The organism is Serratia sp. H1w, assembly GCF_000633355.1.
Classification (GTDB): Bacteria; Pseudomonadota; Gammaproteobacteria; order Enterobacterales; family Enterobacteriaceae; genus Chania.
On the sequence record NZ_AYMQ01000105.1, the window covers coordinates 75,148 to 88,668 of the forward strand.

The following is a 13,521-nucleotide window of genomic DNA, read 5'->3' on the forward strand; positions in this document are numbered from 1 at the left end:
CGGTTTTCCGGGCCTGTTCTGGCTGGAGTGTCACGACGTGCTCAATGACGACAGGGTGACGTAAATGCTACAAGGTTACTCCCAACTGATATTTGAGGGGGCTCTGGTGACGCTGGAGCTGGCCCTCAGTTCCGTATTGCTGGCGGTGGTGATTGGTTTGATCGGCGCTGGCGGTAAACTTTCACAAAACCCTGTTATTGCCACGATCTTTGGTGCCTATACCACCTTGATCCGTGGTGTACCCGATCTGGTGCTGATGCTGTTGATCTTCTACGGTCTGCAAATTGCCCTCAACACCGTCACGGAGTTTATTGGTTTCTCACAGATAGATATCGATCCGCTGGGGGCTGGCATCATAACCCTGGGCTTTATCTACGGAGCTTATTTTACCGAGACCTTCCGGGGAGCCTACCTGGCGGTGCCACGTGGTCAGATCGAGGCGGCTACCGCCTTCGGCTTTTCTAACGGGCAGATTTTCCGCCGTATTCTGTTTCCGGCCATGATGCGCTTTGCGTTACCCGGCATCGGCAATAACTGGCAGGTGATCCTCAAGGCAACGGCCTTGGTCTCCATTCTTGGTCTCAACGATCTGGTAAAAGCCACGCAACTGGCAGGCAAGGGCACCTATCAGCCTTTCTTCTACGCCATTGTTGCAGGCTTGGTGTATCTGCTTTTCACCACCCTTTCCAACGGCGTATTGCTGTGGCTTGAGCGGCGTTATTCACTGGGTGTCAAAAGGGCCGAACTATGATCGATATCCTGCATCAGTACTGGCAGCAACTGCTGTGGACCGATGGTTATCGCTATACCGGCGTGGCGGTGACGCTGTGGTTGCTGATCTCATCGGTGGTGATGGGCGGCCTGCTGGCCATCCCGATGGCGGTAGCGCGGGTCTCTTCTATCCGTTGGGTGCGCTACCCGGTATGGCTGTATACCTACGTTTTTCGCGGCACGCCGCTGTACGTACAGCTATTGGTGTTTTATTCCGGCATGTACAGCCTGGAGATCGTGCGGGGCACCGAGCTGCTCAATGCGTTTTTCCGCAGCGGATTAAACTGTACGATCCTGGCGTTAACGCTGAATACCTGCGCCTATACCACTGAGATTTTCGCCGGAGCCATTCGTGCAGTGCCTCATGGGGAAATTGAAGCGGCCAGAGCCTATGGGTTTTCCAGCTTTAAACTGTATCGCTGCATTATTTTGCCTTCGGCGCTGCGCTCGGCCCTGCCGATGTACAGCAATGAAGTCATTCTGATGCTGCACTCAACCGCGCTGGCCTTTACCGCCACGGTGCCGGACCTGTTGAAGGTGGCTCGCGATATCAATGCGGCAACCTACCAGCCGTTTTATGCCTTCGGCATTGCGGCCGTGTTGTATCTGATAATCTCCTATACGTTGATCAGCCTGTTCCGCAGGGCAGAAAAACGCTGGATGGCACACGTAACTCATCGATGAATGACGGGGAATTCACTATGCCTGAACAAAAATTAGCCGTCACCGAACTGCACAAGCGTTATGGTGACCATGAAGTGCTGAAAGGGGTATCCCTGGCGGCCAATGCGGGCGATGTGATTAGCATTATCGGTTCTTCCGGCTCCGGCAAAAGTACCTTTCTGCGTTGCATCAACTTCCTGGAAAAACCCAGCGAAGGCTCTATCAGCCTGAATAATGAAAATATTCGTATGGTGCGGGACAAGGACGGCCAGCTAAGGGTCTTCGACAAAAAACAGCTGCAACTGCTGCGTACCCGTCTGACGATGGTGTTCCAGCATTTCAACCTGTGGAGCCACATGACGGTGTTGGAAAACGTAATGGAAGCCCCGATCCAGGTATTAGGGTTGAGCAAAGCCGAGGCGCGCGAACGAGCGGTGCACTATCTGGATAAGGTCGGCATTGACGCGCGTGCGCAAATTAAATACCCGGTACACCTCTCCGGTGGACAACAGCAGCGTGTTTCGATTGCCCGAGCCTTGGCGATGGAGCCAGAAGTCTTGCTGTTTGATGAGCCGACATCGGCGCTGGATCCTGAATTGGTGGGCGAAGTGTTGCGCATTATGCAGAAGCTGGCGGAAGAGGGGAAAACCATGGTGGTGGTGACGCATGAGATGGAATTTGCGCGTCATGTTTCAAGCCACGTCATTTTCCTGCATCAGGGGCTGATTGAAGAGCAGGGGCCGCCAGCGGAACTCTTTGGCAACCCCAAAAGCATGCGTTTACAGCAGTTCCTTTCTGGTGCTCTGAAGTAATCCCTCTCATCCTAACCCTCTCCCAAAAGGAGAGGGAACCGATCGAGTGAGTTTGAAAGTTCGGTGATGTACCTGTTGAGTACTTGCAATTGAGCAGTGGCTAAGCCTGCTGATTGATCACATCATCCAACGCTTGTTCCAGTTCAAAGAAACGGAAAACAAACCCCGCTTCTTCCAACCTCCTCGGCACCGCCCGTTGCCCACCCAGTACCAACACAGCCGCTTCGCCCATCAATAACTTCATGGCAAAGGCGGGGGCCCGTATAAATGCCGGACGATCCAGTACCTTGGACAGGGTGGCGGTGAACTGTTCATTATGAACCGGATACGGTGCCACCATATTGAATGGGCCACGCAGCGGGGGATTGTCCAGCAGGTAGATGATGGCATTGACCATATCGTCAATATGGATCCAGGGCAGATACTGACGACCATTGCCGATCGGCCCGCCTAAACCCAGGCGGAATGGAGGCAGCATCTTCGCCAGCGCCCCACCCTTGGGCGACAAGACAACGCCGGTACGCAGCAGGCAGACGCGGGTATAGCTACTTTGTGCCCGCAGGGCCAGCGCCTCCCAGCGTTGACACAACTGATGGGTAAATTCATCGTGCGGAGTTTCGTCTTCTGTCACCACCGCCTGACCCTGATCGCCGTAATAACCGACCGCCGAGCCGGAAATCAGCACCGCTGGCGGCGTCTGGCTGGCCGTAATCAGCGTGGCCAGCCGTTCGGTCAAATCCCACCGGCTGTGACACAGCAGCTCTTTTTGTGCCTTGCTCCAACGTTTGTCGGCAATCGGTTCACCTGCCAGGTTGATCACGGCATCAAAACCGTCCAAAGAACGCTGTGCATCGAGTGAAGGCCAGTAGCTGAGCCGATCGCCGAACTTGTCCCGTGCCTTGGCGACGTCGCGCGTCAACAGGGTGAGCTCATGCGAAAGGTGCAGCAGTTGCCGGGTCAGGCTACTGCCGATCAACCCAGTTGCGCCGGTAATCAGGATCTTCATGGTCGGCCTCCCTGGTAGGGGTAAGTGCTAAGCGGTTTCCCGTCGGTAACTCATGGTCATGGAAACCGAGTCGGCATAACGTAGGGCCAGCAATTTATCTATCTCTACTTCAGCATAGGTTACCCATGGATGTTGTTTCACTATGTCGAGCACATCCTGAGTTAATTTTTCCAGCAGCGCGAAGCGGTTGTCTTCAATATGGCGAATGATCGCCTTGGTGATGGTGCGATAGTTGAGGGCGTCGCTAATGTCTTCGCTGTTACGCGCCTTATCCGCCGGGTAGTGGATCGCCACGTTAATCAGAACGTCCTGACGGTTGTTGATTTCTTCTTCCTTGATACCGATGAAGGTGCGTAACCGCAGGTTTTTAATACGGATAATGGCATCGGGTTGCAGGCATGGCATCAGAGATTCTCCGGAGGTCTGATTGTTTGTACTCAGAATACACGGAAAGTGAAGAAAAGATAATGTAGCCAGCAGCTTAAAGAGAGCAACGCGGGGGAGATCACATCGGTTTCGGGCGGCATCCCCTCTCCGGGGTATCAGGTACGCGCTGGAGAGGGGGCTAGCGTCAGGCTGGCTCAGCCAGTTTGTAAGCACGTTCCGTTGCCGGGCGGTTGCGGATGCGTTCAAACCAGTTACGTACCGCCGGATAATCTGCCAGATCGATGCGTTGGCGCGGATGAGACACGACCCAGGGATAGGTAGCAACATCGGCAATGCTGTAGTTGTCGCCGCCCAGATAAGGGTGCCGTTGCAACTCGGTTTCCAATACGCTATACAGACGTTTGGTTTCCTGCTGGTAGCGTTCTATCGCGTAGGGGACAGGTTGCGGAGCATAGTGATTGAAGTGATGGTTTTGACCAAGCATCGGCCCAAATCCGGCGACCTGCCAGAATAACCATTGCAGCGTCGCAGCCCGTTCGCGCACCCCTTTACTCAGCAGTTTGCCGGTTTTCTCTGCCAGATAGAGCAGGATCTCGCCCGATTCAAACAGGCTGATTGGAGCACCACCGTCCACGGGTTGATGATCGACGATAGCGGGGATTTTGTTGTTGGGGGAAATGGCCAGAAACGCTGGGGTGAATTGATCGCCAGCACTGATATTTACGCGATGGATACGATAAGGTAAACCAACCTCCTCCAGAAACAGGGTAATTTTGTGCCCGTTGGGAGTCGGTGCGTAATACAGATCAATCATATGTTAATACTCCTTATAAAACAGCATGATAAGATGAGCATGGATTGGTTGGTACGTTTGAGGCTATGGCGCCCCCCTGAAAGTGCCAGCGGGGTCTGTCGAACATACGCCACAATGGCCTTATCTGAGAGTGCAGAGGGTGCTGTTACAGCTTATACGATCGCGTGATGTTGGATCCAGGCTTTGGTCATGTGGGGTTCCCCGAATGGGGGGGATGAAAGGTTAACCACGATTGGCAAGCAACAATGCCATCTCCCCAAAGCAAAGTTATGGCTATGTAGATAGGCTTCATCATTTAATCTACGTGTACGCCAAGCGTTTTCAGTGCAAATTTACCGCGTTCGGATACTGAAGGAGAAGGATCGGATGCCAAAATTTTTGCCAAGATGCTGGCCTGTTCGCCAATATTATCTAACTCCTTGATAAGCATTTCACCTGCGATACGACGTACGATGGGGGAACGGTCGTTGATTGCCATGGTGAGGTTTTCCATAAATGGCTTTAAAACATCAATCGCACGTTCTCCTAATAAAGGCATGTAACGACCTCGACCGTATACCTTATCTGTCCATACCCATTTTTCCCCCTCACGCCAAACGAATTTCCCTTCAAATTGGCAACGATAGGCTTTTGCACGCAAAGAGGGTTGAATGGCTGATTGAGCAATATCTGCTAAATAATTATCTAGCGTTTTGGCACGACCAATCTGTGTCAATATTGAAGACATCGGTCCTGAGGTGGCTGAGATAAGGCGTTGCTTAAGGCACGCGGTCACTTTTTCCAATGATATAACCTGCAGTAATACTTGCCTCTCCACATCGCCCATCCTGCCCCAAGAGTACCAATAGGGGAGTGTGATAAAGAGTACGTCGACGATGATTTCGGGATCTGTGGCTTTTGCTATGGATGGCAATACGTCACATGTTGCCTTTCTGATTTCCGGCACCCAATCATTTAAACGACGAACCGCCAAGGCAAAGTAAAAGCTGTTTGGCGCAGCTCCGGATAGGGTTTGCAAGGCCTTTTCTCGTTTGAAACCATCACCGCTACAGAGGTCAATCCAGGCAAGCGAAGAAGGCGCTTCACTGCTAATCCCCTCATTTGATGGCTTATTAACTCGAAGTGCAGCAGCTAGTTGCCAACGAATCAAACGTTCCCAATTATCGAGGTTGGTTAACGGCAGCGTTGAGGTGGCTGCGACCAACATAGAGATGTCCGCTAGCGCCTCGCCTTTTGACGTGGCTGACCTGGCAAATTGCTTTATGGCCGCAATAATTTCTTGCTCATGTGTGTTCTGCTGCGACATGGGATGCTCTGCTCCTTAAGTTTTCATTGGCCGTATCAATCTCCTTTTACTTAGACAGAGACGCTACTCCGCCTACGTGGCACACAGAGACTATCCTGCCGTAGTTCCGTTTGAAAGTGTATGTATAAGTGACTATCTCTGTTGTTACACAGGGATCCTATACACCTATCGAGCTAATAGATCATAGTCAGCACCAGCATGACCAAATAGCGTAGTAGATCGAGGGAACTAAATGGGGGCTAAAAAACGATAGGGCAGGCATCGATAGGTATGATAGTTTGTACTTCTAAACTAGTTATGGAGTACGACATGGATTTCTCTTCTATCGAAGACGTAAGAAAGAGCATAGATGGTATCGATTCCCAACTTGTCTCGCTCATTGCCCAACGTGGTCGGTTGGTGAAAGTTGCCGCTGGATTCAAAAGAGATCAGGATGCTGTCCGAGCTCCTGACAGAGTCCAGATAGTTATTGATAAGGTTAGGGCTGAAGCCGCAGAGGCTGGGCTTCCCGAAGACATTATTGAAAAAGTTTACCGAGCGATGATTAATGCATTTATTGATTTTGAACTGGAGCAGCACCAAAGTCTGGTACAAAAGTGAAACATAAGTTTTGTCGTCTGAGTGCTGACGATGCGGTTTTAGTGGAATCCCTAACCTTGAGGCAGCTACATGCTGCGCCTATCCGGTCTGTCATCAGTCTCAAGGATGCAAATACTGTGGCCTTTTACTGCTGATCTTCTTCATTGCCCGGTTTTTATAGCAGTTGATGGTTTTTAACCTGAGTTTGAGTTTTTTAGCTATCTCACAGGGCAATGCACCACTGTAGATTTCGTTAATGATGATCAGCTCTCGGCAGGTCAGATACTGGCGGATCGTGGTTTCCGTTTCCTCGCTATCAGACTCATCCGGCATCGTTGTGACAGGGAACATCGATAGCAAGATATCCTCTACGCGGGCATTTTTATCCAGAGTGATAAAGTGGTTGTACATATCCGGATTGGTCAGGCACAGGCTGTTTTCATACAGCAAGATGATCTTGGCATTCAGCGTACCCTGTTCCAGCGCGCTATAGAGGGCAGAACAGGCACCGTAGTAATTAATAAAGCCGCAGCTGCAGTCCAGAACAAGGAAGTCACAGGCGTTATTTTTCAGTTCCAGCAGCGTGTGGGTCTCGAATGTCTCTTTTTCAAAAGGTAATTCATGCAGCGCTATTTTATCATGGGCCAACGTTTCACCGTGCCTGAGCAGCGCGTGCAAACCAGCGGCATAATAACGGTCATTACTCACCGTGTAGATATGAATATCAGGCATAGTTGATCATCCTAATCAGTAATAATCCTATCTGGCGTGCGCTTTGGTGGATGAGCCGCAATCGGGTCGATTGTGTGCTCGGTTTTTTGCCGACTTTTTGCCAATCAGAATGCGTTTTTTACCGCATGCGCTGCAGCAGCCCACACCCTCCGCGTAGACGGGAGCTTTCCCTGCTAACTCGATGGAAATATCACAATGTGGGCAATAGGCGACATACTCGCAGCAAGCCATTGGTTTCACTCATTCCATTGATTTATATTGATAAGTTATATTGCACAGGATAGCAGAGTTGATTTTAATGATCAATAAAATAGATCGATTAGATAAAAACAATTAATTTTATCGATAAGTTGCTCATTATTTCAATAAAATCAAAAGATAAGATCGTGTATCATCACTGGCTAACGAATGGGTGAGAATAATCTTATATATCCGTTTGGGGTATATGTTCAGCTTTTATTATGGGAAATATGGATTGTTCATCGTGCCCGTCAGGGCGTGGTTTTTCGGCTGGCATATTGCCGCTGAAAACCAGGAGAAACTGAATAATATCCTGTGGAATAAGCCGGTTGGATGAAGGGAATTGCAGTTGGATGATGGATCTATATTGCCCCCGATGATGAGCGGGGGCAGAGGGGATTACTTCAGAAAATCTTCACGCTGCGGGGTGAAGGTATCCAGTAACGTACCGGCCTCCAGACATACGCAGCCATGTACCACGTCGGGCTTTTTGTACAAGGTATCTCCGGCCCCCACTTCCTGGGTGACGCCATCAATGGTGAAACTAAAGCGGCCGGAGAGTACGTAGGTCAGTTGCTCGTGTGGGTGGCTGTGCAACGGGCCGACAGCGCCTTGAGCAAAGTTGACTTCTACCGCCATCATGGTGCCGCCATGAGCCAGAATACGGCGTGTAACGCCGTTCCCCAAATCTTCCAGCGCACAATCCTGTTTATAGATAAACATGGTTGTTCCTCAGTAAAAAGAGCTATCAAGCAAACAGATCTTCTGGCAAGCGTGCCAGATACAGCGCAGGTTCACCTTCAAAATCGGAGGTGAACAACACTTGCCGGTTATCCGGGGTAAAGGATGGGTGTGGATGCGTAACCTGACGGTCACCATTCAGCACACGCCATGAGCTGTTATGCGCGGCCAGACGTGCCTGGCGCTGTTGTTTGGCGTCGAATACGTAAAGCCACGGATCGTTCTCAATGGTGTAGCCCTGAGCATCCTTGATATCAACTGGGGTTGCCGAGCCATCGCCAACCAGCAGGCTACCATCGTAGTTGCTCATCAGATGGGAACAGGCAGGCATACTCATGACCACCTCATCCTGGCCGGTTTGCGGATCGTAACGGCAGATATTGCGTTGCTGCTGGCCTTTCATATAAGAGACGTACATCAGGGCCGAACCGTCTGGTACCCAGAATTCGTGCGTGCAGCTCTCGCCTGGAGCGTGATCTTTTACCTTACGCATATTGCTGCCGTCTTCATTGATAAGCCACATGCGGGCATCGACCAGATCGTGTGGCCCTTCGTGGCAGAAAGCGACACAGTCACTATGGTGTGGGCGATAAATTGGGTGGCCTAACCAGAGGCGGTCTTCATAGATCACGCGTGATTCACCGCTGGCCAGATCGACACGCAGCAGGCGGCAATGCGGATTTTTGGTGAAGAAGCTGTGGAAAATTTTCCAGTCGGTCAGCGGTTGCCAATCCTGGCGATCGATTTCGATGCCCACCAGGCTGGTACATTCACTATTGGCAACCCAAGTGCCGTAGCCAACCCACTCTTCAGGCACGCGATAAACGGTTTGTTCATCGCAACTGCTCAACTCTACCCGACGCAGCTCACGCTCATTTTTCACGTAATACAGGAAGCGATCGTCCGGGGATAAAAAGCCGCCGAAGGTGTTGTCGCCTGGGCCTTCGGTCAGCTGTACTGCCTGCTGGAGTTGCAGATCCAACAGGTAGTAGTTGCGGTTACCGTCAAATTCGCCGGCAAACAGCAGCTTGCTGCCGTTGTTGGTGAAACACTTCTGGTAGAAGTAGTTGCGGTGGCACAGCACTTCAGGCGGTGTCAGGCGGGTGATTTGTGCGCCAGTACCGGCATCGGTTGTACGATGGAAATTGAACTTGTGGATTGAACCTTTAGCCACGATGGCCTCCCTTGACCTTATCGATAAACCGCCGCTGTTCAGACGATTTTCTCATTAAATAAAACATCGTTTCATAAATTTAGAAAAATGATATCAAAGTGACGAATAAGGCCAACCCGAACGGGTGATTTATGAGAGCTGTATCGCATAAATCGTTGCTGTTTGCCCAATGAGTATCAGATAGCGGTTTTGCTCATAGCCAACCTGCGCCACGCCGTTGCATGCTCACGATCACACTAATCCTTGACGGCCAGAGGCTTCCCACGTTTTAAAGCGGGTTTAAAAACATCTCCTTATTTTTTATGTGACTTTCATCACAACATTATAACTCACCTAAAAGTATAAAACGTTATTCCTGTAAAAATGAAATTTCGGTTCATTATTTTTGTTTGCGAGAAGAAACGATGACAACTAATGGTATTAACGCTCTGGGTAAGGGAAGAACGGTCAGGTTAGGGCATCAGCTGGCTTATGGTGGGGGTAACCTGCTGGGCAGCGGTGCGCTGGCGATCAGCGGGGCCTGGTTGCTCTATTTTTACACCACATTCTGTGGTTTGACGCTGTTGGAGGCGTCCTTCATCTTCTCGGTTGCGAGCGTCATCGATGCTATCAGTAATCCGGTAATGGGATATCTGACCGATAACTTCGGCAATACCTGGCTTGGTAAGCGCTTTGGACGGCGGCGCTTTTTCCTGCTGATTGGTGCGCCACTGATGGTCTTTTACCCGCTGCTGTGGGTTGAGGGCTTCGGTTTTTGGTACTACCTTGCCACCTATGTGATTTTCGAGCTGATATATACCTCGATAATGGTGCCATACGAAACGTTGGCTACCGAAATGACCGATGATTTTGCCGTGCGCTCCAAGCTGACCGGCTATAAAGCGATTTTTGGCAAGATGGCCAACTTCCTGGCAGCGTTTATTCCAGGGCAATTTATTCTGCTCTACGGTAAAGAGTCGGCACAGCCGTTTCTGTACACCGGGATCACTTACGGCGTGATCCTGTTTATTGCCATCACCGTGCTGTATCTGTTTTCCTGGGAACGCAAAGATGAGGCAGTGGAACAGGTCAAGCATAAGAAATCACTGTTGAAAACGCTGGTTGCGCTGGCGCGCGATATGCAATCGACCTTCTACCTGCGGGTTTTCCGCAAGCATCTGGGCATGTATCTGTTCGGTTTCGGTGCGGAATGGCTGTTTGCCTCGGTATTTACCTATTTCGTGATCTTCGTGCTGCAATACGATCCCGCCATTCTGGCCGGCTTGAACAGCCTGAATGCCATCTTGCAGTTGATATCAACGGCCATCTTTATTGGCTTGTGCGTGAAGAAAGGCTTCAGTAAACCTTACAGTTGGGCGCTTGGCATTGTGATGTTTGCGGTCTGCTGTTACTCCCTGCTGCACTTCTTTAACTTGCCTGCGCATATCGCTACTGCAGCCATTATCGGCATCACCGTGATATTCGGTCTGGGCACCGGCGGTGTGTATTACATTCCCTGGACGGTGTACACCTTCCTGGCAGACGTGGACGAAGTCTTTACCGGCCGCCGCCGCGAAGGGATCTACGCCGGTGCGATGACGTTTTCCGGCAAAGTAATGCGCGCGATTATCGTCTTCACCATGGGGTCCATTCTCAGTTACTACGGCTTCCAGTCGAAGTCCCACACTCAGCCCGAAACCGCGATTACTGCGATCTCCTGGGTGTTCTTTGCTGGTGTGATTTTGCTGGCACTGATGGCGATCGTGTTCAGCAGCCAGATGAAGCTTAACCGCCAGACCCACCAGGTGGTGTTATACGAAGTCTCCCGTATCAAGGCGGGTGGCAAAATCGGCGACATCAAACCCGAAGTCCGTCTGGTGATCGAGAACCTGGTAGGGCTGCCTTACGAGCAATGCTGGGGCAACAGCAAGATCTGCCAGAAGATGAATATCACTCCCGAAGTCTCTACCCCCGTGTACAAACCGGCCTAACAGGCCAGATCTCCCCCAATAACCCAGTGATGGGATCCTCTCGCCAACGCGGCGGGGGGATCCCTACATATTAAAAACAAGGAAAGGGAAATGAAGATCGTACCTCTGTCGTTATTAGTTGCTCTGGCCAGCGTTTGCCATAACGGTGTCGCTGCGCCGCTGCCCGCTGCTAATCAACTGGTTTGGCAGGCCATTGCTTTCGGCCAGTCAACGGACGTCAACTTTGCTACCAACGTTCTGCCGGGCAAGGTGGGCACCAACCAGGTAACGATGGCTGATGGCAAACCGATGCCCGCCGGACCGCTGAAAACACCGTTCCACGTCGAGAGCCGGGGTGGCAAAATCGGCAATAGTCATGATGGCCTGACCTTCTATTACACCCGTATTCCGGCCAATGCCAATGTGGTCCTGGAGGCGGAGGTAACGGTCGATCAGTTTGGCCCTGAAAACGCGGCACTGCCAGCCGGGCAGGAAGGCGCGGGGTTGCTGATCCGCGATATCCTCGGCAAACCAAGGTTGGAGAAGGTTCAGCAGGGTTATGAGGAGTTTCCGGCGGCGTCCAACATGGTGATGAATGCCATCATGACGCAGGATAAGAAAGATCATCAGCGGGTCAAAATGACTATGATATCCCGCAACGGCGTGCTCAATTCCTGGGGCAATGCGGGCGTCGAGATCAAGCGTGAAGGCTATCAGCCTGGGGTGGATTTGCAGAAAACGCCAAGCTTCCGGCTGCGCTTGGCTCGGACGGATCAGGGATTTACCGCGGCTTATGCCCCATTGGGCAGTGACAACTGGGTCAGTAAAACGGCCAACGATCCGCACCGCGTTACCAAGCTGGATCCTGAAGGCTACTACGTGGGCTTCTTTGCTTCACGTAACGCACGCATTACCGTCAATCAGGCCAGCCTGACGCTGAGTGAAAGCCAGCTTCCGGCGGCGCAGGCGTTTGTGGTTAAAGCGATGCCGTTGCAGATCGAAATTGGCTCTGCGCCACTATCCGCCACGGACAATTACGTCTTCCAACTGCGAAGTAATGAGAGTGGCACTCTGTCGCTGAGCCAGGACGGCGTGGTCATTGCCGCAGAGCGTAAGGTGCAGGCCGGAGAGATGCTGGCGGTGAAGGTTGCGCTGAAGAAGGCGGAAACTGCGCTGGATTACAGTTTCACCGGACCAAAAGGCAGCGCCCAGAGCGATAAGCTGATGGTGCGTAAAGTGCGCTATGCCGATGCCGCTAACCTGCATGTTTCGCCACAGGGCAAAGCTGAAAATGATGGCAGCCAGCAGCATCCGCTGGATTTCGCCACCGCAGTACAATCGTTAACGCCAGGTGGCACACTTTGGCTGGCTGCGGGGGACTACCCCTTGGCGGTCATACCTGCCGTTGCCAGTGGAACGGCCAAGAATGCCAAAAAACTCCGGCCGCTTGGGGAGGGCGTGGTGTTGCACGGGATGGAACTGGAAGCCAGCTATTGGGATATCCAGGGCATCACCGTGACGGAAAAAAGCCTGCGTATTACCGGTAGCCATAACCACCTCGACCGGGTGGTGGCACACCATGCGGATGATACTGGGATTGTTATTTCCTCCCCGGCCAACGCCGATCGCCCGCTGTGGGCCAGCCATAACCTGATCACTCATGCGGAGTCGTACGCCAACAAGGATCCAGGTCTGATCAATGCGGATGGCTTTGCCGTCAAAATGCGCGTGGGTGAGGGGAACCGACTGGTTGCCTGCTTCTCCCATGACAACGTGGATGACGGTTTCGACCTGTTTAACAAGATCGAGGATGGACCGAACGGGCGGGTGATCATTGAAAACAGCGTCGCGCTGCGCAATGTCAATAATGGTTTCAAACTGGGAGGCGAAGGGTTGCCAGTGGCCCACCAGGTGACCAATAGCCTCGCCATGGAAAACGGCATGGATGGGTTTACCGACAACTTTAACCCTGGCGCACTGCAAGTAACCAACAATACGGCGATTGATAACCAGCGGTTTAACTACATCTTCCGCCCAGGCCCTTATACCACCCAGGATAAGCAAGGCGTATTCAGCGGTAACGTCTCGCTGCGTAGCAAGCCGGGAGAATATGCCGACGCGGTGGTGGGGAATATCGCCGACAACAATGCCTTTATGTTGTCAGCAGGGAAATAAAACGCCATGGGGGCGCTGCGGCTAATCGGGCGCAGCATGCGGCGCCCCTACGAATGTAGTTTTTGACCTGCTGAAAACGGCGTACGTCACATAACCAAAAATTACTTTCATTTAAAATAAAACATTGTTTCAATTTTATTGATTGCGTCAGCGATAAGCGTTAGACTTGCGC

Annotated in this window: 13 protein-coding genes; 6 read left to right on the forward strand and 7 right to left on the reverse strand. The window is 51.7% G+C overall.

Annotated elements, in window-relative coordinates; translation table 11 throughout:
* Positions 1 to 64 precede the first annotated feature (64 nt).
* The 3 genes from U869_RS0122840 to hisP are packed head-to-tail and all read left to right on the forward strand — an operon-like array spanning position 65 to position 2,246.
* The gene (locus U869_RS0122840) at positions 65 to 751 is read left to right on the forward strand and encodes a histidine ABC transporter permease HisQ (RefSeq protein ID WP_025120690.1); all 687 of its coding nucleotides are present in this window, start codon (positions 65 to 67) and stop codon (positions 749 to 751) included.
* The gene (locus tag U869_RS0122845; RefSeq protein ID WP_025120689.1) at positions 748 to 1,455 is read left to right on the forward strand and encodes an ABC transporter permease; all 708 of its coding nucleotides are present in this window, start codon (positions 748 to 750) and stop codon (positions 1,453 to 1,455) included. Before U869_RS0122840 ends, U869_RS0122845 begins: the two co-directional genes overlap by 4 nt.
* 17 nt (positions 1,456 to 1,472) lie before the next feature.
* On the forward strand, positions 1,473 to 2,246 hold the full coding sequence (gene hisP / locus U869_RS0122850) for a histidine ABC transporter ATP-binding protein HisP (protein ID WP_029987515.1): 774 nt from the start codon (positions 1,473 to 1,475) through the stop codon (positions 2,244 to 2,246).
* A gap of 100 nt (positions 2,247 to 2,346) precedes the next feature.
* Here hisP and U869_RS0122855 read toward each other — a convergent pair whose 3' ends face one another.
* The 4 genes from U869_RS0122855 to U869_RS0122870 all read right to left on the reverse strand — a co-directional run bounded on the left by U869_RS0122855 (position 2,347) and on the right by U869_RS0122870 (position 5,759).
* The gene (locus U869_RS0122855; protein ID WP_025120687.1) at positions 2,347 to 3,252 is read right to left on the reverse strand and encodes a TIGR01777 family oxidoreductase; all 906 of its coding nucleotides are present in this window, start codon (positions 3,250 to 3,252) and stop codon (positions 2,347 to 2,349) included.
* Positions 3,253 to 3,279: 27 nt separating this feature from the next.
* The gene (gene folX / locus U869_RS0122860; protein ID WP_025120686.1) at positions 3,280 to 3,657 is read right to left on the reverse strand and encodes a dihydroneopterin triphosphate 2'-epimerase; all 378 of its coding nucleotides are present in this window, start codon (positions 3,655 to 3,657) and stop codon (positions 3,280 to 3,282) included.
* A 166-nt stretch (positions 3,658 to 3,823) separates the two neighbouring features.
* Positions 3,824 to 4,453 carry a GSH-dependent disulfide bond oxidoreductase gene (gene yfcG, locus U869_RS0122865; RefSeq protein ID WP_025120685.1) on the reverse strand — a complete coding sequence of 210 codons (630 nt, stop codon included), beginning with the start codon at positions 4,451 to 4,453 and terminating at the stop codon, positions 3,824 to 3,826.
* Positions 4,454 to 4,748: 295 nt separating this feature from the next.
* Positions 4,749 to 5,759: a hypothetical protein gene (locus U869_RS0122870; RefSeq protein WP_025120684.1), complete on the reverse strand. Its 1,011-nt coding sequence runs from the start codon at positions 5,757 to 5,759 to the stop codon at positions 4,749 to 4,751.
* Positions 5,760 to 6,068: 309 nt separating this feature from the next.
* On the opposite strand from U869_RS0122870, the gene U869_RS0122875 reads away from it, so the two are divergent.
* Entirely contained in the window at positions 6,069 to 6,359 is a 291-nt protein-coding gene (locus U869_RS0122875; protein WP_025120683.1) for a chorismate mutase, read from the forward strand.
* Positions 6,360 to 6,458: 99 nt separating this feature from the next.
* Here the strand turns inward: U869_RS0122875 and U869_RS0122880 are convergent, their stop codons facing one another.
* The 3 genes from U869_RS0122880 to U869_RS0122895 all read right to left on the reverse strand — a co-directional run bounded on the left by U869_RS0122880 (position 6,459) and on the right by U869_RS0122895 (position 9,225).
* Positions 6,459 to 7,070, reverse strand: coding sequence for a LuxR C-terminal-related transcriptional regulator (locus tag U869_RS0122880; RefSeq protein ID WP_025120682.1), 612 nt, complete (start codon positions 7,068 to 7,070; stop codon positions 6,459 to 6,461).
* 639 nt (positions 7,071 to 7,709) lie between these two features.
* Positions 7,710 to 8,033: a cupin domain-containing protein gene (locus U869_RS0122890; protein ID WP_025120681.1), complete on the reverse strand. Its 324-nt coding sequence runs from the start codon at positions 8,031 to 8,033 to the stop codon at positions 7,710 to 7,712.
* Positions 8,034 to 8,058: 25 nt separating this feature from the next.
* Complete coding sequence (locus U869_RS0122895; RefSeq protein WP_025120680.1) at positions 8,059 to 9,225, reverse strand: oligogalacturonate lyase family protein; 1,167 nt, start codon at positions 9,223 to 9,225, stop codon at positions 8,059 to 8,061.
* A gap of 404 nt (positions 9,226 to 9,629) precedes the next feature.
* On the opposite strand from U869_RS0122895, the gene U869_RS0122900 reads away from it, so the two are divergent.
* Positions 9,630 to 11,195 (forward strand): MFS transporter, encoded by a 1,566-nt coding sequence (locus tag U869_RS0122900; protein ID WP_025120679.1) that lies wholly within the window; start codon positions 9,630 to 9,632, stop codon positions 11,193 to 11,195.
* 90 nt (positions 11,196 to 11,285) lie between these two features.
* On the forward strand, positions 11,286 to 13,349 hold the full coding sequence (locus U869_RS0122905; protein WP_025120678.1) for a right-handed parallel beta-helix repeat-containing protein: 2,064 nt from the start codon (positions 11,286 to 11,288) through the stop codon (positions 13,347 to 13,349).
* Positions 13,350 to 13,521: the final 172 nt, after the last annotated feature.